23 protein-coding genes are annotated in these 22005 nt (G+C 70.1%); 16 read left to right on the forward strand and 7 right to left on the reverse strand.

Translation table 11 applies throughout. The features are described from left to right. The first annotated feature begins 36 nt into the window (after positions 1-36). Complete coding sequence (locus tag OG589_RS41565) at positions 37-1749, forward strand: bifunctional metallophosphatase/5'-nucleotidase (RefSeq protein ID WP_405144282.1); 1713 nt, start codon at positions 37-39, stop codon at positions 1747-1749. A gap of 72 nt (positions 1750-1821) precedes the next feature. Here OG589_RS41565 and OG589_RS41570 read toward each other — a convergent pair whose 3' ends face one another. Beyond that, positions 1822-2541: a response regulator transcription factor gene (locus tag OG589_RS41570; RefSeq protein WP_363915147.1), complete on the reverse strand. Its 720-nt coding sequence runs from the start codon at positions 2539-2541 to the stop codon at positions 1822-1824. Between the two features lie 294 nt (positions 2542-2835). On the opposite strand from OG589_RS41570, the gene OG589_RS41575 reads away from it, so the two are divergent. From OG589_RS41575 to OG589_RS41620, 10 genes are all read left to right on the forward strand, one after another. Then, the gene (locus OG589_RS41575) at positions 2836-3093 is read left to right on the forward strand and encodes a MoaD/ThiS family protein (RefSeq protein WP_405144283.1); all 258 of its coding nucleotides are present in this window, start codon (positions 2836-2838) and stop codon (positions 3091-3093) included. Positions 3094-3211: 118 nt separating this feature from the next. Next, positions 3212-3889: a DUF2993 domain-containing protein gene (locus OG589_RS41580; protein ID WP_405144284.1), complete on the forward strand. Its 678-nt coding sequence runs from the start codon at positions 3212-3214 to the stop codon at positions 3887-3889. Between the two features lie 31 nt (positions 3890-3920). Continuing rightward, positions 3921-4433: a sigma-70 family RNA polymerase sigma factor gene (locus OG589_RS41585; protein WP_405144285.1), complete on the forward strand. Its 513-nt coding sequence runs from the start codon at positions 3921-3923 to the stop codon at positions 4431-4433. Further along, complete coding sequence (locus tag OG589_RS41590; RefSeq protein WP_405144286.1) at positions 4430-5218, forward strand: zf-HC2 domain-containing protein; 789 nt, start codon at positions 4430-4432, stop codon at positions 5216-5218. The genes OG589_RS41585 and OG589_RS41590 overlap by 4 nt, the downstream gene beginning before the upstream one ends. A gap of 45 nt (positions 5219-5263) precedes the next feature. Further along, positions 5264-5704 carry a thioredoxin family protein gene (locus OG589_RS41595; protein WP_405144287.1) on the forward strand — a complete coding sequence of 147 codons (441 nt, stop codon included), beginning with the start codon at positions 5264-5266 and terminating at the stop codon, positions 5702-5704. A 32-nt stretch (positions 5705-5736) separates the two neighbouring features. Beyond that, positions 5737-5820: a putative leader peptide gene (locus OG589_RS41600; RefSeq protein ID WP_358546035.1), complete on the forward strand. Its 84-nt coding sequence runs from the start codon at positions 5737-5739 to the stop codon at positions 5818-5820. 89 nt (positions 5821-5909) lie between these two features. Next, complete coding sequence (locus OG589_RS41605; RefSeq protein WP_405144288.1) at positions 5910-6320, forward strand: DUF4395 domain-containing protein; 411 nt, start codon at positions 5910-5912, stop codon at positions 6318-6320. 14 nt (positions 6321-6334) lie between these two features. Next, a complete protein-coding gene (locus OG589_RS41610) occupies positions 6335-7174 on the forward strand; it encodes a sulfurtransferase (RefSeq protein ID WP_405144289.1) in 840 nt (279 codons plus the stop codon). Beyond that, positions 7174-7473 (forward strand): DUF1416 domain-containing protein, encoded by a 300-nt coding sequence (locus OG589_RS41615; protein ID WP_405144290.1) that lies wholly within the window; start codon positions 7174-7176, stop codon positions 7471-7473. Before OG589_RS41610 ends, OG589_RS41615 begins: the two co-directional genes overlap by 1 nt. Before the next feature lie 187 nt (positions 7474-7660). Next, positions 7661-9046 (forward strand): hypothetical protein, encoded by a 1386-nt coding sequence (locus tag OG589_RS41620; protein ID WP_405144292.1) that lies wholly within the window; start codon positions 7661-7663, stop codon positions 9044-9046. Here the strand turns inward: OG589_RS41620 and OG589_RS41625 are convergent. From OG589_RS41625 to OG589_RS41635, 3 genes are read right to left on the reverse strand one after another with little or no spacing between them, the layout of a single operon-like run. Beyond that, on the reverse strand, positions 8931-9752 hold the full coding sequence (locus tag OG589_RS41625; RefSeq protein ID WP_405144293.1) for a hypothetical protein: 822 nt from the start codon (positions 9750-9752) through the stop codon (positions 8931-8933). The genes OG589_RS41620 and OG589_RS41625 overlap by 116 nt on opposite strands. Further along, on the reverse strand, positions 9752-10411 hold the full coding sequence (locus OG589_RS41630) for a hypothetical protein (protein WP_405144295.1): 660 nt from the start codon (positions 10409-10411) through the stop codon (positions 9752-9754). The genes OG589_RS41625 and OG589_RS41630 overlap by 1 nt, the downstream gene beginning before the upstream one ends. After that, positions 10411-11094 carry a DUF5067 domain-containing protein gene (locus OG589_RS41635; protein WP_405144297.1) on the reverse strand — a complete coding sequence of 228 codons (684 nt, stop codon included), beginning with the start codon at positions 11092-11094 and terminating at the stop codon, positions 10411-10413. The genes OG589_RS41630 and OG589_RS41635 overlap by 1 nt, the downstream gene beginning before the upstream one ends. A gap of 184 nt (positions 11095-11278) precedes the next feature. Here OG589_RS41635 and OG589_RS41640 point away from each other — a divergent pair, with 184 nt between their 5' ends. Then, positions 11279-12637, forward strand: a complete 1359-nt coding sequence (locus tag OG589_RS41640) for a hypothetical protein (RefSeq protein ID WP_405144299.1) — start codon at positions 11279-11281, stop codon at positions 12635-12637. On the opposite strand, the gene OG589_RS41645 is transcribed toward OG589_RS41640, so the two are convergent. The 3 genes from OG589_RS41645 to OG589_RS41655 form a co-directional block, all read right to left on the reverse strand. After that, a complete protein-coding gene (locus OG589_RS41645) occupies positions 12601-13053 on the reverse strand; it encodes a hypothetical protein (protein WP_405144301.1) in 453 nt (150 codons plus the stop codon). The two genes, OG589_RS41640 and OG589_RS41645, sit on opposite strands and share 37 nt — an antisense overlap. A gap of 271 nt (positions 13054-13324) precedes the next feature. Then, positions 13325-14020 carry a hypothetical protein gene (locus OG589_RS41650; protein ID WP_405144303.1) on the reverse strand — a complete coding sequence of 232 codons (696 nt, stop codon included), beginning with the start codon at positions 14018-14020 and terminating at the stop codon, positions 13325-13327. After that, positions 14020-14694 carry a hypothetical protein gene (locus OG589_RS41655; RefSeq protein ID WP_405144304.1) on the reverse strand — a complete coding sequence of 225 codons (675 nt, stop codon included), beginning with the start codon at positions 14692-14694 and terminating at the stop codon, positions 14020-14022. Before OG589_RS41655 ends, OG589_RS41650 begins: the two co-directional genes overlap by 1 nt. Before the next feature lie 206 nt (positions 14695-14900). Here OG589_RS41655 and OG589_RS41660 point away from each other — a divergent pair, with 206 nt between their 5' ends. From OG589_RS41660 to OG589_RS41675, 4 genes are all read left to right on the forward strand, one after another. After that, positions 14901-16844 (forward strand): hypothetical protein, encoded by a 1944-nt coding sequence (locus OG589_RS41660; RefSeq protein ID WP_405144306.1) that lies wholly within the window; start codon positions 14901-14903, stop codon positions 16842-16844. Positions 16845-16906: 62 nt separating this feature from the next. Next, complete coding sequence (locus OG589_RS41665; RefSeq protein ID WP_405144308.1) at positions 16907-19990, forward strand: ATP-binding protein; 3084 nt, start codon at positions 16907-16909, stop codon at positions 19988-19990. 60 nt (positions 19991-20050) lie between these two features. Continuing rightward, positions 20051-21280, forward strand: coding sequence for a MurT ligase domain-containing protein (locus OG589_RS41670; RefSeq protein WP_405144310.1), 1230 nt, complete (start codon positions 20051-20053; stop codon positions 21278-21280). Further along, positions 21270-21983, forward strand: a complete 714-nt coding sequence (locus OG589_RS41675; RefSeq protein WP_405144312.1) for a type 1 glutamine amidotransferase — start codon at positions 21270-21272, stop codon at positions 21981-21983. Before OG589_RS41670 ends, OG589_RS41675 begins: the two co-directional genes overlap by 11 nt. The last annotated feature ends 22 nt before the right edge of the window (positions 21984-22005 follow it).

Here is a 22005-nt window from a genome sequence, read left to right on the forward strand (position 1 = left end):
TTTTATGCTGGTGTTACGTCTCTAACCTCGATGGTTATGACCTCACGATCGTTCACGCGGATCGCGGTCGCCGGCATAGTGGCGGCCACCGGCCTCGCCATCGCCGCCGGCCCCGCGTCCGCGCACCCGAAATCTCCGAAGCCTCCCGTGACGGTGCCCGTGCGGCTCGTCTCCATCAACGACTTCCACGGCAACCTGGAGCCCCCGACCGGTTCGAGTGGCTCGATCGTCAACGAGAGCGGTACGTCCGTGTTCGCGGGCGGCGCCGCCTACCTGGCGACCCACCTCAAGTCGCTGGTCAACAAGAACTCCGCCGTCGTGGCGGCAGGCGACCTGATCGGCGCCTCGCCGCTGATCTCGGCCGCGTACCACGACGAGCCGACCGTCGAGCTGCTCGGCAAGCTCGGCCTTGACGTCTCCTCCGTCGGCAACCACGAGTTCGACGAGGGCCTCACCGAGCTCAAGCGCATCCAGAACGGCGGCTGCCACCCCACCGACGGCTGCTCCCCGGCCGGCAAGTGGAAGGGCGCCAAGTACGAGTACCTCGCGGCCAACGTCCTCAAGGAGAAGAGCGACAAGTACGCGCTCCCGCCGGTCGCCATCAAGAAGATCAACGGCGTCAAGGTCGGCTTCATCGGCCTGGTCACGCAGACCACGCCCACGATCGTGACCGCCGCCGGCATCGCCGGGCTGAAGTTCGACGAGGAGGTCGCCTCGGGCAACCGGGCGGCCAACCTCCTGCGGCGGGCGGGCGTCAAGGCCATCGTGGCCCTCGTCCACGAGGGTGACCAGATCACCCCGAACCAGAGCCCGGACGCCTGCCCGGTCACCCCGGGCGCGGGCAGCCGGATCGCCCAGGGCCTCAGCTCGGACGTCGACCTGGTCATCATGGGCCACTCGCACCAGGCCTACATCTGCAAGACCAAGGACCCGTCCGGCCAGGACCGCTTCTACACCCAGGGCTCGTCGTTCGGCCGCGTGCTGACGACGGTCGACTTCCAGGTGGACAAGAAGACGGGCGAGGTCGTCCGCTCCTCGGTCGTCGCCGACAACCACGTCGTCACCCGCGACGTCACGCCCGACCCGGCGATCACGACGTTCGTCCAGACCTGGAAGGACCGGGTCTCGACGGTCGCCAACAAGCCGATCGGCAAGATCACGGCTGACATCGGCCGGGCGGCCGGGCCCTCCGGCGAGACCGCCCTCGGCGACCTGATCGCCGACGCGCAGCTCGAGAGCACGAAGACCGGCGGCAACGCCGAGATCGCGCTGATGAACCCGGGCGGCGTCCGCGCCGACCTGTCCTACGCCCAGAGCGGCTCCGAGGGCGACGGCGTCGTGACGTACGGCGAGGCGTTCACCGTGCAGCCGTTCAACAACCTCATGCAGGTCGTGACGCTGACCGGGGCCAAGCTCGACGCGCTGCTCGAGCAGCAGTGGCAGAGCGGCGGCTCGGTCGTGCGCATCCTGCAGCCGTCGGCGTCCCTGACCTACACGGTGAACCTGTCGCAGCCGATCGGCTCGCGGGTCTCCGACATCAAGATCAACGGAACCGCGGTCACGGACACCCAGTCGATCAGGGTCGCCGCCAACAACTTCCTCGTCGGCGGCGGAGACGGCTTCAGCGTCTTCAAGGACGGCACCGACCTGTGGAGCGGGCCGCTGGACATCGACGCGTTCGTGGCCTACCTGGGCGCGCACTCGCCGATCGCCCCGCCGGCCGTCAACCGCATCACCGTCGCCGGCTAGGCGTCATCACCTGAGAAACAGGGCTCGCTCCTCCGCGCTGGTCGGGGGAGCGAGCCCCTTTCTCACCGGGTCTCAGTGGTGGGCGGGTGCCGGTTCGCGGTCCTCGACCTGCTCGCCGCCGCGGTCGGGCACGAAGCGGTACCCGACGTTGCGGACGGTGCCGATCAGGGACTCGTACTCGGCGCCCAGCTTGGCGCGCAGCCGGCGCACGTGCACGTCGACGGTGCGGGTGCCGCCGAAGTAGTCGTATCCCCAGACCTCCTGCAGCAGCTGGGCGCGGGTGAAGACCCGTCCCGGGTGCTGCGCGAGGTACTTGAGGAGCTCGAACTCCTTGAAGGTCAGGTCAAGGGCGCGAGTGCGGAGCCGGGCGGTGTAGGTGGCCTCGTCGATCGAGAGATCGCCGCTGCGGATCTCGTCCGGCACCTCCTCGGTGGCGGCGATCGAGAGCCTGCCGACGGCGAGCCTGAGCCGTGCCTCGACCTCCGCGGGACCCGCCGTGTCGAGGAGAACGTCGTCGGCTCCCCACTCGGCGGTCATCGCGGCGAGGCCGCCTTCGGTGACGATCACCATGAGCGGGCAGTCGATGCCCGTGGTGCGAAGGAGGCGGCAGAGGCTCTTGGCGTGCACGAGCTCCCTTCGCGCGTCCACCAGGACTGCGTCGGCCGGTGGTGCGTCGATAAGCGCGGACGCCTCCGCGGGAGCGACCCGAACCGAGTGGAGCAGCAGCCCGAGTGCGGGCAGCACCTCCGCTGAGGGCTCCAGAGCATTGGTGAGCAGGAGCAGGTTACTCACAGCACCTCCTAATCCAGAGGCTGACCGGGGGGTGAGGCGACACAGCATCGCTCACGCACCGCATCCGCCTCCTCCCCGCGTTGTGACGGCGCCAGCCGTACAAACACGTAAAGGACCCGGGGGCTACGTCGCCCAGGTCCCGTCAGTACGTGAGGATAGCCCACAGGAAAGGCGCGTCCATAGCGCGTCATTCAGGTGAACGGTCCATCACGCGGGAAATAACCGTAACCATTCCCTCGCGGTGAGTGATTGACACTTTGTGCGGTACTCATGAGTAGACGACGGAGGCGGCTGATGGCAAGGGGTACGGTGCGCTACTGGGCGGCGGCCAAGGAGGCGGCCGGCGTCGCCGAGGAGCCGTTCGAGGCGGGCACGCTTGGTGACCTCGTGGCGAAAATCACACTAAAATATGAAAATCCCGATCTAGAGCGCGTTCTGGGACGTTCTTCATTTCTGGTGAACGGGAATCCGGCGGGCACCCGTGACCCCCACACGGTCGAGATACCGGAGGGCGCCACCGTGGAGGTGCTCCCGCCCTTCGCAGGGGGCTGAGCGGGATCTTCCCGGCTTGCGGGGGAATGCCTGCTTGATACGCGTTTCGGGGGTTTCGCCCAGGGGAGTAGGGCGACGCGGATACTGTCATCACAGGCGTACCCCCCGAAGGAGTCGGATGCGCAAGCTGATCGTGTTCCTCATCTTGCTCGGCGTCCTTCTGGTCGTCGTCGACCGCGTGGCCGTGGCCGGCGTGCAGAGCGAGGTCTCCCGCCAGGTGGCGGCGCAGTACGACCTCGACACGCCCCCCAAGGTCGAGGTGCGCGGCATCCCCTTCCTCACCCAGGCGATCTCCGGCCGCTACGAGGAGATCGCCGTCGCGATGGGGCCGATGACGACGCCCGACGGTGCGAAGATCTCGCGCATCGACGCGGTCCTGCACGGCGTGAACGCCCCGCTCATGGACCTCATCCAGGACTCCGCCAAGGCCGACATCCGCGCCGAGCGGGTCACCGGCACGGTGGTGATCTCGCGGCAGACCCTGGACGCCCGCGCGCCGCGCGGGCTCAAGGTGCAGGGCAACGGCGACGACACCCTGAACGTCACGGGCAAGCTCACGGTGGCAGGCATCTCCATCCCCGTCACGGCGAAGATGAAGATCGAGGTCGTCAAGGGCGGCGTGCGGCTGACGCCCGAGAACGTCAACGGCATCCAGGTGCCGAACGCCACCCAGGCACTCAGCTTCACCGTGCCAGTCAAGGACCTGCCGCTCAACCTCAAGATCGAGAAAGTGCGTTCCACCCCCGAGGGCCTGGCCATCGACGGCACGGCGACGGACGTGCCGTTGCGTGGCTGAACCGGACCGCGCCGCCGTACGTCATGAGAATGTGAGCCCCGCCGGAACCGCCGACGAGCAGCTGATACGCACCCTCTTCGACGAGCACGCGGGGTCACTCTACGGTTACGTGTTGCGACTGACGGGCGATCCGGGCAAGGCGGAGGACGTGGTACAGGAGACGCTGTTGCGGGCGTGGAAGCACCCCGACGTGCTGGCCGACCGCCCCGTACGGGCGTGGCTGTTCACCGTCGCCCGCAACCTGGTCGTCGACCACCACCGCGCGCGCAGGTCCCGGCCGCAGGAGACCACGGACGAGGCCCTCGCCGTGATCCCCGCCGACGACGAGCTGGAGCGCGCGGTGGAGTCCTGGGGGGTCGCCGACGCCATCGCGGACCTGCGGCCGGAGCACCGCGCGGTCTTACTGGAGACCTACTACCGCGGCCGGTCGGTCAAGGAGGCCGCCGAGGTGCTGGGCATCCCGGCGGGCACGGTCAAGTCGCGCACGTACTACGCGCTTCGCGCGCTGAAGCTCGCACTGGAGGAGCGGGGGCTCGCGCCATGAGTGCCTGTGAGGACGTACGGATGTCGCTCGGCGCGTACATGCTGGGCGCGCTGGATGCGGACGAGGCGGTCCAGGTCGAGGCGCATCTCGCGACCTGTCCGGAATGCCGCGCCGAGCTGGACGAGCTGAGCGGGCTCACCGCGCTGCTCGCCCGGGTCTCCGAGGAGGACATCGAGCAGGTGGCCGGCCCGCCGCACGCCGTCCTCGACCGCCTGATCTCGGCTTCGGCCAGGCGCCACCGGGTGAACAGGGTGGTGTTCGGCCTCGCGGCGTCCCTGGTGGCGGTCGTCCTCGGCGGTTCTGCCTGGCTGGCGGTGGGGCACTCGCCGGCCGCCGACACGACGGCCGCGGGCGCTCCGGCCGCGAGCAGCGCACAAGGGAGCGCCGCCCAGCGGGCGGAGGACTCCCAGCGCACCGATCCCTTCGCCGCGAACCCGCAGGCGTCGGCCATGCTCAAGGACGAACCGCTGCCGTCGCGGTCCCCCGTGGTCGCGTCGAACAGCAACGGCCGGGTTCGCGCCGAGCTGACCCTGACTCCGGCGGGCGAGGGCACGACCGTCGAGATCGTCCTGTCCGGCGTCCCGGCCGGTACGTCCTGCCGGGTGACCGCGGTCGGGACCGACGGCACCCAGTCCCCGGCCGGCAGTTGGGCGGTCGACGCCGCCGACTACCGGAAAGGGCCCGCCACGTTCACCGGGCACACCGACCTGACGATGGACCGGATCCGGGGGGTCGACATCCGCGCCTCCTCGGGCAAGCGACTGCTGTGGGTCAAGAAGCCGTAGGCGCCCACGGGAATGGCGGCCGGGCGGCGGCTGTTGTCGCTGGCGATGACAGGCCTGGTGGTGCTCTGCGTGACGCTGGCCGCCGGTCTCGTCGCCGGGCTGGCGATGAGGCGGCGCGACGGAGCCGTGCGCGCCGTTCGCGCCGTGAGGAGTGAGATGGACGTCGTGGCCGCCGGTGACCTCGGCGAGGAGCTGGGCGAGCGCGCCACGCTGGTGCAGTTCTCCACGGCCTTCTGCCAGCCCTGCCGGGCGACCCGGCGCATCCTGTCGGAGGTGTCCGGCATGGTGCCCGGCGTGCGGCACGTGGAGATCGACGCGGAGTCCCGGCTCGACCTGGTGCGGCGGTTCGACGTGATGCGCACGCCGACGGTCCTGGTGCTGGACGGGGCCGGAAAAGTGATCAAAAAGGCCTCCGGCCAACCGCGCAAGGTGGATGTGATCGCGGCCCTCGGGTTCGCGGCATCTCATGAATCGGACGCGACGTGACAGATGGCAAGACGGCGAGTACTGTCGTGGACATGACACCCTCGACAGAGCTGCTGACGAAGCGGCGCGCGGTTGACTTCTGCCGCGTAGCCACCGCGCTCTGTCGTATGGCCTGAGGGCGATCTCGCGGTTTTCACCACCGCACCGCTCTGAATAGTGCCCGATCCATGCGTTTCCGGCACGATCCCTTCAGGAGCTTTCCGCCATGCAGGTCGATCCAAGAAGCACGCGGTTTTCCGCGGCCATCACGACGCTCATCCTGGCGCTGGTTCTGCTCACGGGCAACGCCTGGCTGCTCCTCGCTCAGGGTGTGGTCTTCGCCCTGGGGGTCGCCGGAGTCTCGCCGTACGGGTCGATATTCAGACGGTTGGTGCGGCCGAGACTCGGTCCGCCGGCGCAGATGGAGGACGCCGCCCCACCCCGCTTCGCGCAGGGTGTGGGCCTGGTCTTCGCGCTCGTCGGGGTGATCGGGTTCACCGCGCAGATCACACCACTCGCGCTCGGCGCGACAGCCGCGGCCCTGCTGGCCGCGTTCCTGAACGCCGCCTTCGGCTTCTGCCTGGGCTGCGAAATGTACTTGATCGTCCGCCGTCTAATGCCCGCCGCAACCCGATAACGGGAGGTTCCCTAATGAGCCGCTCCGCCGTACTGGTGGACGCCGACTGGGTCGAGGCCAACCTCGACTCTCCTGGTGTCGTGCTCGTCGAAGTCGACGAGGACGCCAGCGCCTTTGACAAGGGCCACATCCGTGGTGCCGTGAAGATCGACTGGAAGAAGGATCTGCAGGACCCGGTCCGCCGCGACTTCGTGGACCGTGAGGGCTTCCAGGCCCTCCTGTCGGCTCGGGGCATCGGCAACGACGACACCGTGGTCCTCTACGGTGGCAACAACAACTGGTTCGCCGCCTACGCGTACTGGTACTTCAAGCTCTACGGCCACGAGAACGTCCGTCTCCTCGACGGCGGCCGCAAGAAGTGGGAGCTCGACTCGCGCGAGCTGGTCACCGAGGTGCCGTCGCGTCCCGAGACGCAGTACGCCGCCAAGGACCAGGACCTCTCGCTCCGGGCCTTCCGCGACGAGGTCGTCGCCGCGATCGGCAAGCTCAACCTCGTCGACGTCCGCTCGCCCGACGAGTTCACCGGCAAGCTTCTCGCGCCGGCCCACCTGCCGCAGGAAGCCGCGCAGCGGGGTGGCCACATCCCGACCGCCCGCAACATCCCGTGGTCCAAGGCGGCCAACGACGACGGCACCTTCAGGTCCGACGAGGAGCTCCGCACGCTCTACGCGGGCGCGGGTGTCGACTTCGACAAGGACACGATCGCCTACTGCCGCATCGGCGAGCGTTCCGCCCACTCCTGGTTCGTGCTGCACGAGATCCTCGGCCAGGCGAACGTGAAGAACTACGACGGCTCGTGGACCGAGTACGGCTCGCTGATTGGCGTGCCGATCGAGTTGGGGGAGGCCCGCTGATGACCGTTCAGGGTTGCGCCGCGCCGGAGCAGACCGTCGCGCTTCCGGCAGGCATCGATCTGTCCACCCAGTCCGTGATCCAGGGTGTCGTCACCGGCACCGGCACGGCATACGCCCGCCTCCTCGACCACTCCGGCGAGTTCACCGGTGAGGTCGTGGTCTCCGACGAGGGCGTCTTCCGCTTCTTCGCCGCACCCGGTTCCTGGACCGTCCGCATCATCGCGAGCGGCGGCGTCACCAAGGACGTCGCCGTGGAGGCCCGCCTCGGCGAGGTCTCCCAGCTCCAGGTCGCCGTCTGACGATCGACAGGTAGTCTCGCCGCCCAGGCGGCGAGACCGCACATGTGCATCTCGAAAGGGCCGGCGTTCCCATCACGGGGACGCCGGCCCTTTCGCGTTCCCGGAGCCGGTGAAGGAATCCCCAAATGCGGATCTCTTCCCCTGATGCTGCTGCGACGCGTGGTGCGCCGTCGATAGGATGCACCGGATGTCCGAATCCACCCGCGCCCCCGCCGCCTGGTCGCTGCCATGGCACACCCTGAGCCTGGCCGGGCGATGCCTGCTGCCGCTCGTCATGTGGTTCTCGGCGGGGCAGTTGCTGCGGTTCGGCCTGCTCGCCGCCGGTACCGACCTCTCGCACGGCTCCATGCGCGACCTGCGGCTCGTCTTCACGATGCTGATCTTCATCGTCATGGTCCTGACGAACATGATCGTCAGCGTGGGGATGTTCTACACGCTTCGCGGGGCGCTGACGGAGATGCGCGCCAGGCGGGGGGACGGCGAGGAGGACGAGGGCTTCGTCGGCAGCCTCAGCAGGGTCATCGTGCCGTTCGTCGCCCTCTATCTGAGCTGGGGCTGGAATCTCGACGACGTGCGGGCCTTCATCACCACCGACATCGCACGGCAGAGCGGCGAGAAGGGCTATCTCGGCGCCTTCTACAACCCCACCACCGGAGAGACCCAGGACACGGGCCTCGGGCTCATCGGGCTGAACTTCAACGTGACGCTGGCGATCATGCTCGCCGCCTTCCTGGGGCGCTACCTCTTCACGATCTGGCACGAGAGGCGGGGCAGCCGCTCGGCGGCCGTCGCCGTCGCGTTCTGCGAGCTCTCCTTCTTCTACTACGGCCTGCAGGTCGTCGCCTCGCGCGGTGACTGGGTGGGCAGCCGGGCCGCCGTGTCCTGGTGGAACGACCTCATCGCCGATCTGGCCCTCAACGTCCCCGGCTGGGAGGCGTTCTGGAGCGCGGTCGGCGCGGTCAAGCCGTACGCGTGGGACGCGCTGGTGCTGCCCGCCGCCTGGCTGACCGTCGCGATCCTGATGTACGGCGCGTACGCCGAGGACGCCGGCACCGTGATCAAGGGCACGAAGCTGGAATCCACGGCCGCGCAGGCCGGAGAGGCGATCACCGCGCGGACCCACTCGCTCACCCGCCAGACGCTGGCGCGGTTCTTCGGCCGCTGGGCGCACTGGGTGGCGCTCGCGCACACCCTGCGCCTGGTCGTGCGGGGCGGCGCGCCGCTGTTCGGGATGTTCGCCCTCTGCTTCGCGGCGATCAAGGTCGGCGAGGGGTACGCGGCTCGCGGCCTCGAGTACCTGGCGGGCAACGACTTCCCGGTGCTCTACTGGAACGTCGTCTCGGTGCCGATCAGCTTCGCGGTGGACCTCGCGGTCACCGTGCTCACGACCTGCCTGCTGGCGGCGACTTTCGACGTCGCCGCCTCCGCCGAACGGCGGCGACGCGGGGCCTCGGCGATCAGCGAGCGAACCGCAGAGCCTGCCCCGACTCCTGCTCTCCCGCGTAGACGTTCGGCCACATCATCAGCTCGACCTGGTCGACCAGTTCCTTCGGGACCACGCTCAGCAGGGTGAAGCGTCCGGGCACGCCGGGTGAGAGCGTGTCGGGCGTCTTCCACGCCTCGGCCGTCCACTTGCGGCCCGTCTTGTCGGCCAGGTAGAAGCCGGGCAGGCTGTACCAGTACTTCGTGCCGTCGGCGTTCAGCGGGGTGGTCTGCACGTCGATCTGGAGCACGGTGCGGTCGGGCAGGTCCGGCTGCTGGTCCGGCACGACGGCGATGCCGAGGAGCCGCCACTTCGCGTCCGCCAGCGACACCTCCTGGCCGGGCGCCACCTGCTGGACCTGCGCTTGAGGGACGCTCTTCTCGAACCGGCTCAGCGCGTCGTACCCCCGTACGGCGAGGAACGCGGCGGTCAGCCCGACGGCTCCGGCGAGCTGCAGCGCGATCTTCGCCCCCTTCGGCATCGGGCGCCTGCGCCGCCGCGAGAGCTGCGCGGGCGCCGCTGCCTGGACGGGCGGCATGGGGGACGCGACGGGCGGCGGGCCCGCATAAGGCGGCGCGGCCGGGGCCGCCGGCGGAGGCGGCCACGGCTGGCGGCGGGGGGCCGGCCCGTCCTGGATCACGGGGATCGGCACCGTGGAGCTGCCTCTGGGCTCCGGCTCAGGAGGTGGCCAGACCCTTGCGTCGGGGCGGGGCAGGCGCTTGGACGGGGTGAACCAGGACGGCTCGGCGGCGGGAGGGCTCCAGACGCCGGTGTCGTCGGGATTCTGGTCGCGCATCAGCCGCTCACCTCGTAGACGTCCTTCGCGGCATCGATCATCTGGCGGGCCTTCGCCTGGTCTAGCCCGAGATCCATGGCGGTTTCCGGCATGAAGTCGGTGCCGAACAGCGTCGCGGGCTCGGCCACGACCACCCGGGCCCCCGCCACCTTGTCCGCGGGGATGTCGAAGAAGTAGAAGCCGGAGCGCCACCATCCCGGCTGGATGTCCTTGTCCCCGAGCGTCGCGCTGAGATCCACCCGGTCCGTGGGCTCGAAGCTCAGGCCGTCGGCGGTGACCAGGTGCGCGGTGAGCCGGAGCGGCCGCCGGGGTGCGGTGAGCCCCACCTTCGCGATCAGGAAGACCTCGTCGGGCGTGGCGTCTTCGGTCCCGTACTTCTTCTTGACCCGTACGGACCGCGCGAACTCGACGCGCTCCAGGCGGGCGGAGAAGTGCGAGGTGCGCAGCTCCTGGTGCATGCCGCCCGACACGGTCAGCGGCTCCCTCCTCTGGTCGGTCGTCAGCACGTGCGTCTGGACGTAGACCGCGGCGCACACCAGCGCTAGCCCGACGACCGCGCTCACCGTCCTGCGCCACAGCGGAACGCGGCGGCGCGGCGGCTCAGGACGGGCGGGCGCCGCGGGAGGCGCGTCCGGTACCAGGCTGCGGGAGGTGACCATCACACCTCCTCCACACGGACCGGCAGGTCGACCTGGGCGGCGACCGTGGAGGCGAAACGGACGGTTCTGCCCTTCTTGCGATCCTCCGCTGTCAGCGGCACTTCCTTCTGTGTCATCTGCCAGTAGTGGGTCCGCTGGAAGAAGTTCTCGTGCCACTCGAAGACACCCACGTCGATCTGGACGTTTTTGGGGGCCGGCTCGCCCGCTCGCAGCTCGAAGGCCATGACCACGGTCGCGGGCACCCCGGGATGCAGCTGGGAGTACGTCTGGCCGTCGGCGATCGTCACGAAGCGGGGGCCGTCGGTCGTGCTCGACGGGTCGGCCTCCTTGATGACCTTCCCGTCGGCCCTGACCGCGACGAGCGCGTGGTCCATCGTCTGGGCGGAGATCGTCTCTGCCGACGTGTTGGTGACCTTCATGGTGATCTGCAGGTAGCGCTTGTCGGAGATGCCGAGTCCGTCCTTGCCGCCTGGGCGGACGACGGCGTCCTCGAAGAGGGTGGTCATCCGGCCCTGGTTGACCTCCGCGCCCTTGCCGAACCGGTCGGGCTTCTCGTCGGGGGCGTCCTCCAGACCGCCGAAGGCCGTGCTCACACCCACGGTCGCGGCCGCCAGAACGGCCAGGACCGGTAGGAGAACCGGTCGCCGTCGTCGTGAACCGCCGCCAGTAGGGGTGGACGTCATGCCACAGGATGGTAGTCGTTGCTTGTTCCCCTTCCGCCTCGTTCGTCCCAGGAATGAGCGCTACAAGTCCGCAACTATGCAGGAACCCGGCACAGCTTCGAGGAAACCCGGGTGTGGCGAAACCTGACCGCGGGTTGTGGAGATGCCCTGCGGACCCCGAGACGTGATCGATAACATGCCCAGGATGTCCGAATCGCTGGCCTTGGGGGCTGGGTCACCGCAGGCGTCCTCCGCCGTCAGATGGTGGAGGCGCTCGCCGTACGGGCTCCCGCTCTACACCCTGGCCATCTGGGGACGCCGCCTGGTCCCGCTCGTGCTGTGGTTCACCCTCGGCGAGCTGGGGCGCTTCGGGCTCCTCGTGGCAGGGTCCGAGCTGTCGCACGGCTCCTTCCGGCAGTGGCGCCTGGCGGGCGTCATGCTGGTCTTCATCGTCATGGTGATGCTCGGCATGATCGTCACCGTGGGCATGCTGCACTCCCTGCGCGGCGTGCTGACCGAGACGCGTGCCCGGCGCTCCGAAGGGGGCGAGGACGAGCCGCTGCTCACCGGGCTCGGCCGGGCGACCATCGTCTTCGTGGCCATCTACCTGGCGTGGGGCTGGCAGACCGCCGACTGGCGTGAGTTCACCGACGCGGACATGGAGCGCTATGCCGACCAATACGACACCTACACGGCCGCACTTCTGAACAACATCGTCGCTTCGACACACGGCGTGGCTCCGGTCAAGCCCGTTCCCCCGGACGCCGGGACCAACCTCGTGCTTGATCTCAAGGTCGCGGTCGTCTTCACAGCCCTCGCCGTGGTCGCACGCTACGTGCTGTCGACGATCCACGAGCGCAGAGGTGGGGCTAAGCTCGGTCTCGGCGTCGCGTTCTGCGAGCTGGCGTACACCTTCTACGGCGTGGTGCTCGTGTTGACCGTCGCCGACGGACGGTCGACCTGGATAAAGGAGCGGGTCGCCACCGCGTGGTGGAACGACCACTGGGCCGCGCTCGAACAGTCGGTCCCGGGCTGGCGGACCGCCATGGAGTGGCTGGCCGGCGTGCGCCCCCACATCATGGAAGCCGTGGTGGTCCCACTTACCTGGCTGACCCTCGCCATCCTCGTCTACGGGGCCTACTCGGAGGACGGCCGCGCGCTTATCAATGGCACCTCGCTGGAGGAAGCCGCCGACTCGATCGAAAGACGAACCCACCGGCTGACGCGGCGCGGCGCGGGCATGCTGCTCAAGAGGCTCGGGCTGGACAGGTGGCCCCCTGTGCTCAACGCCTTGCGGCTCACCCTCCGGGGCGGCGCCCCGCTTTTCGCCGTGATGTGCCTCTGCTACATGCTGCTCAGCATCGGCATGGACTACGCGGAGCGAGGGGTGTACTACCTGATCGGCACGGCGCACCGCCAGCTCGTGTGGGAGATCTACCAGATCCCCGTCCACTTCGGCCGGGAGCTGATCTTCACGACGCTGACGCTGTGCCTGTTCGCCGCCACTTTCGACATCTCGGCGACGCGTCAGCGGGCGAAGCGCAGCATCTCTCGGTTCGAGTAGGACAGCACCAGCTCAGCCGTGTCCTTGAGCTCGTTGGGCACGGCCGCGACCACGGTGAGACGCGCGACCTTGCCGGCGTGGAGGTCGAAGGAGCTCAGCGTCGTGGCCGGCAGGGCGTCCCAGGTACGCCCGGCCCGGTCGCGTGCCTCGAAGGTCGGCATGGAGAAGCGGGTGATTTCCTCGGCGGACACCGGGGTCACCTGGACGGCCGCGACGAGGGTCGTGGCCTTGGGGTTGTCGCCGGCGGATCGTGGGCGGACCGCCACGCTGAGCTGCCAGCTCATCCCGTGAAGGGTGGCGCTCTGCCCGCGCCCGACATCCTTGATGACTTCGGCCGGATACCGGTCGGCCACCCATGCCGACCGGTCCCACCACTGCGCCCCGACCGTGACGGTGACCGCCGCGACGGCCGCCACGAGGAGGAGGACCGCGCGTACGGCCCGAGGAAGCCTCCGCCCTGGCCGGTCCGAGGAAGCAGGCGTGGAGGCTGCCGCGGTAGCCTCCGGCGAAGCACCACCAGCGGAAGATCGTGACGAGGCGTCCGGAAAGGGGATGGAGGCAGCCGTCCACGAGCCCGTGGAGGAAGCCGCGCCCTCGCCTGAAGGGGGTGTGGGGCGCGCGATCGGGGTGAAGGCGTCCCAGTCCGGCTCCAACCTGGGCGTGCCCCGGTGCTTCTCGCTCATGCGCTCACTGCCCCTCTGTCATTTGCCACGAGGGCTTCACGTTGTCGAGCAGGCGCCTGGTCGCCGCGTCGTCGGCGGTGAGCGCTAGGGCGGCCTCGGGGAGAAGCTGGTTGTAGCGGTTGGGGTAGATCTGGTCGTAGATCGCGTTCGAGGACGGTGCGGAGACCACGACCGAGGCCCCGCGCAGCGCCTTCGGCGGCACTTCGAAGACGAAGACCAGGTTGACCCACCAGCCGTTCTGCACCGGTCGCTGGGCTAGCGTGAACGTCGGATCGACGCGGTCGGTGGCCGCGTACTCGACGCCGTCCGCCGTCCGGAGCCACGCCTGGTTCAGCCATGTCGGGTCTCCGCGTGAGGTCGCGCTGATCGTGGTGACGACGAAGACGTCTTTGGTGCCCACGGAGGTGGATTTCCTGATCGTGGTGCTACGGGTGTCCGGGCTGGTCTCCGTAGTCAGGAGTCTCAAGGATCTGGCGACGACCACCTTTTCGAGCCGTGCGCTGAACCTGCCGGTCTCGGCCACCGCACCCGCCGCCGCCTGAGTGGTCAACGGCGCGTCGAGATCGCCCTTGTCCATGGTGAACGTGTGGGCGTACACGGCCGCGGCACCGATGGCCAGTGCGATGGCGCCGTTGCGCATGCTCCGCCAGAACCGCCTGCCCCTGGTGCTCCTTCCGGAGCCTTCAAGGTGCTCGGCCATCACACCACCTTCCGTACGGGAACAGTGACATGTGCGGCGACGATCGGCTTGTTGTCGTCACCGGTGACCAGTTGGGCGATGCGACGCCCGGTCAGAGCATCCTCGTGGTTCTCGTACTTGCCGACGTCGATTTCCAGGAGGTCCGGGTACTTCGCGCTTCCCGAATCGACTCCCGATGAGCTGCGCTTGCGGAGCCGGATGATCACCGACGAGGTCCGTTTCGGCGGCAGGAGCCTGCTGGGGGCGCCGTCGCCTGGCACGGTCGTGTCGTACAGCCAGGTGTCCCCGGTGCCGGGCATGCTCCCCGGGACCATCAGCTTCTCGCCGTCGCGCGACACCACCCGCAGCAGGGAGTTCTCCAGGTACGCCAGAGGCACGCTCACCTCCGCGTCGTTGTAGATCCTCAGGCTCAGGTCCAGGACGGTGTGCCTCGGCGCGGAGGGATCATCGCCGTCGAAGGTCACCTGGTGCACTAACGCGTCCTCGATCTTCGTACGGAACACGTCCTGGTCGATCTCCTGGCCCGCCCGCCGCTGTGGAGGCTTCTCGGGAGGGGCCTCCCGCAGGCCGCCGAGCGCGGCGACGGCGCCGATGCTCGCCGCGGCCAGCAGGACGGCGGCCGGCACCAGGACCGGTCGCCGGCGACGGCTGCCGCGGGGGACGGAGGACGTCATGCCACACGATCGTAATCGTGAACGGTTTCCCATCTGACTCGTTCGTCCCGTTAGCCGGGCGGGATGCCAGGAATCTGGTCCGAATGGCGAGAACCCTGCCCCAATGGGGGGTCCAACTCATACGCTGTCACAGTCGGAGAGCTAGTTCACGGGCATGGGGCCGGCAAGCTCCCCAGCAAGCGCGACCATTGACAGGTGGAGGTCCGGTGGCGGACGTGCACCCAGAGCATGCGCAGTTGCAGGCTGACCGGATCTACCTGGGCTGGCAGTACGCGATGCTGTACCCCGATCCGGGCCCGCCGCCGAGGCGCCCCTCGCCCGGAGAGATCTCCGAGGAGCCCGCCCCGGTCGACCCGGCCTGGGTCCGCAGGGAGCGCCTCCAGGAAGACCTGCTCAACCGCCCCGTGAAGATCGTCGGCATCTTCATGGGCATCCTCGCGGTCCTCATCCTCGGCCTCGGCGTCAGCGAGATGATCGGCTGGCCGTTCGTCGTCATCGGGCTGGTCGCCACGGGCGGCGTGGCGACGATCTGCGGCTACGCCGTCCACCAGGGCGAGCGGGCGCTCCGTTCCCGCATCAGGGAGCAGGAGTCGCGGGCCGACGAGCGCCGCGAACGCCGTGAGCGCGAGCTGTTCGACGCCCAGGAGGAGCACGCGGAGCGCTACCGCGAGTGGGCCGCCAAGAAGGAGCAGTACGACAGGCAGCTCACCTGGTACGCCGTGGCCGTGCCCGACGAGATCGACCGCATCGACGTCGCGGGCGGCACGCTGCCCGGCTGGTCCGCGCTGATCACCCTGCTCGGCGCGACCCGGCTGTACAGCGGCGGCCACCTCACCGTGCTCGACCTGTCCGAGGGCGCCATCGCCAAGGATCTCATCGAGCTGGCCAGGCGCGGCGGCGACGACCCCTTGGTGTGGGTGCTCCCCGTCGACCTGCCGAGGCTCGACCTCGGCGCGACGCTGCCGCCCGAGGCGTTCGCCGACGTGCTCGCCCACGTCGTCAGCGTCAGCGAGGAGCACCGCACCACCCGAGACCTGAGCTTCGACAACGCCATCCTCGAACGCGTGCTCGAGGTGCTGGGCGAGAACGCCACGATCAACCAGGTCACGGCCGCGCTGCGTGCCCTCGCCCAGGTGGGCGACCCGCGCGACGACCTGCGGTACGGCCTGCTCACCGCCACCCAGCTCGAACGCATCGGCACGCTGTTCGGCAGGGGCGTGACCGACCGCGTGGTGATCGAGCGCGCCTGGGCCCTTGAGTCCCAGCTCCGCAAGCTGGAGACGCTCGGCTCCGAGGCGGTGAAGCTGCCGCCCGCGCGGCTGCGCGTGGTCTCCATGGACCGCCAGGCCGGGGTCTTCGGCAACCGCGTGCTCGGCACGTACGTCGCCACCGCGCTGACGCACATCCTGCGGCAGTCACCGGCCTCCGAGCGTCCCTGGTACCACACGATCATCGTCGCGGGCGCGGACAAGCTCAGGGGCGACGTGCTCGACCGGCTGATGGACGCCTGCGAGACCTCGCAGACGGGCCTCGTGCTGACGTACCGCTCGCTCACCCCCACCGTCAGGGAGCGCCTCGGCCGGGGGCACGCGGCCGTCGCGTTCATGCGTCTCGGCAACGCCGAGGACGCCCGGGTGGCCAGCGAGCACATGGGCACCGAGCACCGCCTGGAGCTGGCCCAGCTCACCGAGACCATCAGCCCGGCCGTCGACGGGGTGAACGGCTCCTACACCTCCACGGTCGGCGACGACGCCGGTCGCACCGGCCCCGGCGAGGAGGAGAAGGGCGAGGGCGACCTCAAGGAGGGCATCACCGAGTCCACCGAGTGGGGGCGCAGCGCCACCAAGGCGATGGGGGAGGAGCGCGTGCTCCACCGCAGCAGGGAGTTCCTGGTCGAGCCGCACCAGCTCCAGCAACTCCCCACGACCTCGGTGATCGTCACCCATGCGACGGCCGAGGGGCGGCAGGTGCGGCTCGCCGACGCCAACCCGGCCATCCTCACCTTCCCCAAGACCACTTTGGGGGAGTTCGAGGAGGTTCGCCGGGTCATGCTGACCCCGCCGGAGCCCGAGCCCGTGCCAGAGGAGGACCCTTTCCCGCCCAATCTGGGCCCGCCGCCCGAGCGGCTGGACTGGAGGACACGGCATTGAACAGGTAATCCCCTGGCAAACGACAGTGGCATAAGGGATTTGAGCTTGATATGCAGGCAAGCGTGTCCTCCGCAGCGCCCAGCGCGCCGTTCCCGCTGAGTGGTCCGTGGTATCGCATCCAGGCGATCACGGCCCCCTCGCGTAGCTCGTCGGCCGAGTGGGATTTCGTCACCGTCCTGCCCGCCGTGCTGTCCGCCGCCCAGCGCAACCGGCCCTTCGTCATCGGATGGCTCTCCCGCGGATCCGGCGCGCCCCTGGAGCTGATCACCAACGCGGGCCCGCTCACGCCACCGCGCCCGCCCCGGCGCGCGTCCAGCGCCACCGTGGAGGAGGCACCCCAGGGGCCGCAGCCGCTGCTGTTCCCCGGCGGCGCGCGGGGCGTGGAGATCGGCGACGACTGGCTCGCCGACCTCGCCGACCTCGCCTGGACACCCTGCCCCGGCCGCCAGGCCCCGCCGCTCAACGGGCGCAGGGAGCCGAGCCCCGACGAGCTGCTGCGTCCCACGCTGTTCGAGTCCACGCTGGTCACGCTGATGTCGCGCCCGTTCGCCTGGCTCGTCGTGGCCGAGCCCACCGACCTGCTGGACGCCGAGGTCGCCCACCTGCGCACCCAGCTCAATGTGCTGCGGCAGTACGGCGACGCCTCCGAGCGCAGCAGGTTCGACGCCGAGCGGGCCGAGCGGCGGATGCAGGAGCTCGACGCCTTCCGCGAGGCCGGGCTGTGGAACGTCCGGGTGCTGGCCGGCGCGGCGGGCCCCGACGAGCTGCGGCAGATCGCGCCGGTCCTCGTCGGCTCGGTCGAGATGAGCCACCATCCCTACCGGCTGCGCAGCGCGCTGTCGCTGCCGATCCTCGCCGGTTTCGGCCGGGCCACCGCCGTCGAGCCGGTGTACGGCTTCGCCGAGGCGCTGGGCGTGACCCTCCAGGACTCCGCCGACGGCGCGGCGTCGCCCTTCGCGGCCACCGCGGGAGCGCTCGCCGCCCTCGCCGGGCTGCCCCGCCGCGAGGTCCCCGGCGTCCGGGTGCTCGACGCGGGCTTCTTCGACGTGACCAGCGAGGCCGACGTCCGCAACACCGGGGAGCCCGTGCTCGACCTCGGCGCGATCATCGACGGGCAGGACCGCGCGGTCGGGTCGTTCCGGGTGCCGCTGGCGACGCTCAACCGGCACGCCTTCGTCACAGGGGCGACCGGGTCCGGCAAGTCGCAGACCGTGCGCCACCTGCTGGAGCAGCTCAGCGAGGCCGGCATCCCGTGGCTCGCGATCGAGCCCGCCAAGTCCGAGTACGCCGCGATGGCCGGGCGCATGGAGCATCTGGCGCCGCTCACGGTGATCAACCCATCGGCGCCGGACAACGTACCGTTCAGCGTCAACCCGCTCGCCCCCGAGCCCGGCTATCCGGTGCAGGCGCACATCGACATGGTCAGGGCGCTGTTCATGGCGGCCTTCGACGCCGAGGAGCCGTTCCCGCAGATCATGTCGCTGGCGCTCCAGCGCGTGTACGAGGCCAACGGCTGGGACGTCGTCACCGGCGGCGGCATCCCGGGAGCCGCGGTGCAGCCGTCGGTGCCCACGCTGGAGCAGTTACAGACCCACGCCCTCGAGGTCATCCAGGAGATCGGGTACGGCAGGGAGGTCCAGGCCGACGTCGAGGGCTTCATCAGCCTGCGGCTGCGTAGCCTCCGGGTCGGCTCCGCGGGGCGGTTCTTCGAGGGCGGCCACCCCGCCGACATCGGCGGCCTCCTGCAGCGCAACGTCGTGTTCGCGATCGAGGACGTCGCGAACGACGAGGACAAGGCGTTCCTGATGGGCACGCTCATCATCCGCATCGTCGAGCACCTGCGGATGCGCGCCCGGGAGGAGAAGGCCCGCGGACTCCAGCACGTCATCGTCATCGAGGAGGCGCACCGACTGCTGCGCGACAGGGGCTCCCAGCGGGCCAGCACCCACGCGGTGGAGCTGCTGGCGGGGATGCTCGCCGAGATCCGCGCGTACGGCGAGGGCATCGTCGTGGCCGAGCAGATCCCCACCAAGCTCATCGCCGACGTGGTGAAGAACACCGCGCTGAAGGTCGTGCACCGGCTCCCCGCCGAGGACGACCGCAGGCTCGTCGGCGCGGCGATGAACCTCAGCGAGGAGCAGTCCCGCCAGGTCGTCTCGCTGCAGCCGGGCACCGCCGCGGTCTTCGCCGACGGCATGGACCGCCCGCTGCGCATCCAGGTACCGCTAGGAGAGGACCGCGAGCACACCCTCCTCGGCCCGATCCCGCCCATCCGCGGGCGCAGGTCCGCCGCCTGCGGGCACGAGTGCACGACCGGCAAGGCCTGCACGCTGTTCGAGCTGCGCGAGGCGGACCTGCTCGCCGACGCCCCCGAGTGGGCGTGGCTGCGCATCTGGACCGACACGGTGGTGCTGGCCTTCTGCACCAACCGGTCGCTGCCGGGCGTCCCGCGCGTGCTCGCCGACATCTGGGCCGAGCTTCCCGCGAGGCGCCGCGAGTGCCTGCTCGCCACGCTCGTGGAGCGCGCGGTGGCGAGGCGGGCGTGGTCGCTGCGCACGTTCTACGACCCGAGCCTGCTCACGGTGAAGGCGGCCGAGGTGGCGGCGGCGCTGCTCGACCCGTCGGGGGACGCCAAGCCGGCCCCCGGCGAGCGCCCGGGCGCGGCGTGGGTGATCCCGCAGGTCCGCTGGGTCCACGAGGTCGACAGGCTCTTCCCGTACGGCCACCAGGCGCCGAACCTCCGCAGTCCCGCCCCCGCGATGGAGTACGCCCTGTTCGGCACCGACCCCTCCGGACGGCCGTACCCGCATCTCGGGGTCAACGGGTCGGGGCCGGTGGACACCGGGGGGCGCACCGAGCTGCTCGGGCACCGCGCCAAGGCCCTGCGCCACCACCCGCTGTCGATGGAGATGGACCGCAACCGGGCGCTCGCCTGGCGGGTCCTGCTCGGCGACGACGAGCACGAGGGCATCCAGAGGGACTTCATGACCGTCGCCATCGGCGTCGAGCCGCGTGACCGGGTACGTCACATCGCCCAGACGATGGGCGCCGGGTGGCTGGAGACCGTCCTGGCGTGGCCGAGGCGGTTCGTGCTGCCGTTCGAGGGGGGCGCGGAGAACCAGGCGGAGCTTTCCTTCCTCGACTAGCGCGCCGGCTCGTGAGCCTCGTTGGGGACTGTTCGCGCGACCCGCACTAGGATCTCGGGCATGACCCAGCTACCGCTGCGTGCTCAGCTAGCGAGTGCCCTCGGGCGTACTGCCGCCACCCTCTCCCGGGTCACCGGGCGCGGCGACGGATCGGTGATCGGCGGGCGCGTCGGGCTGATCCTGGAGCCCGACCTGCTGCGCAAGCTGGCCGCCGACCGCAAGCTCGTGCTGGTCAGCGCCACGAACGGCAAGACGACCACCACCCGGCTGATCACCTCGGAGCTCCAGGAGCTCGGCGAGGTCGCCACCAACGCCTTCGGCGCGAACATGCCGGCCGGTCACGTTTCGGCGCTGTCCCAGGCCAAGCAGGCGCCCTTCGCCGTGCTGGAGGTCGACGAGAAGTACCTCCCCGAGGTGCTCGACACGACCGGCGCGACCGTCGTCTGCCTGATGAACCTCAGCCGCGACCAGATGGACCGCGCGGCCGAGATCTGGCTGCTCGCCCAGAAGTGGCAGCGCGCCCTCGCCGGCAAGGACACCCACGTGATCGCCAACTGCGACGATCCGCTGGTCACCTGGGGCGCCTCGACCGCCGCCCGGGTCACCTGGGTCTCCTGCGGGCAGCCCTGGAAGGAGGACTCCTGGTGCTGTCCCCAGTGCGGTGGTCCTCTCGACCGCAAGGGCAACGACTGGGCCTGCCGCGAGTGCACGTTCCGCCGTCCCGAGCCCACCTGGGTGCTCGACGACGACGGGGTGATCGACCCCCGGCGGCAGCGCTGGGTGCTCGACCTCCAGCTCCCCGGCCGGGCCAACCGCGCGAACGCCGTCATCGCGCTGGCGACCGCCGAGCTGTTCGGCCTGTCCGTCGACCGCGCGCTTCCGAGGCTCCGTGAGGTCAGGTCGGTCGCCGGGCGCTACACGACGGTCGAGCGCGACGGGCGCTCGCTGCGGCTGCTGCTCGCCAAGAACCCCGCGGGCTGGCTGGAGGCCTTCGAGGTCGCCGACCCGTCCCTGCCGATCGTCCTGTCGGTGAACGCCCAGGGGCCCGACGGCCGCGACACCTCCTGGCTCTGGGACGTCGACTACCGCATCCTGAGCGGCCGGCCCGTCTTCGTGACGGGCGAGCGGCGGCTCGACCTGGCGCTGCGGCTCGACGTCGCCGGGGTGCCCTTCGAGCTCTGCGACACCTTCGAGCAGGCCGTCGCCCGCCAGGCGCCCGGCCGGGTCGACGTGATCGCCAACTACACAGCCTTCCAGCAGATTCGAGCGGAGTTCGGCCGTGCCGTCTGACAGCGCCCTGCGCATCGTGTGGATCTACCCGGACCTGCTGAGCACGTACGGCGACCAGGGCAACGTCCTGATCCTGGAGCAGCGGGCCCGCAAGCGGGGCATCCCCGTCGAGACCGTCTACGTCCGCTCGGCCGACCCTGTGCCCGACTCGGGCGACATCTACCTCATTGGCGGCGGAGAGGACCGGCCGCAGATCCTCGCGGCCGAGCGGCTCCGGCGCGACGGCGGCCTTAAGCGGGCGATCGACCTCGGGGCGTCGCTCCTGGCGGTCTGCGCGGGCTACCAGATCATGGGGTCGGTGTTCGGCGGCGAGGAGGGCCAGCCCGTGGCGGGCATCGGCCTGCTCGACATCGAGAGCTCCCGAGGCCCCGCCCGCGCGGTGGGCGAGCTGGCCGCCGAGGTCGACACGGGGCTCGGCGGGCACATGCTGACGGGCTTCGAGAACCACATGGGCGTCACCCGCCTCGGTCCCGGGGTACGCCCGCTGTCGCGCACGGTGGTCGGCACGGGCAACGGCGACGGCACCGAGGGGTGTCACGCGGGCAAGATCGTCGGTACGTACCTCCACGGCCCGGCGCTCGCACGCAACCCCTGGCTCGCCGACGTCTTCCTGGGCTGGGCGACCGGGCCGCTGACCCCGATCGACGACAGCTGGTACGACAGGCTGCGCGAGGAGCGGCTCAGGGCCGTCCTGCCTCGCTGAGCCGCCCGCGGCGGGGGTTCCG

This window comes from Sphaerisporangium sp. NBC_01403 (assembly GCF_045040145.1).
GTDB classification, from domain to species: Bacteria; Actinomycetota; Actinomycetes; order Streptosporangiales; family Streptosporangiaceae; genus Sphaerisporangium; species Sphaerisporangium viridialbum.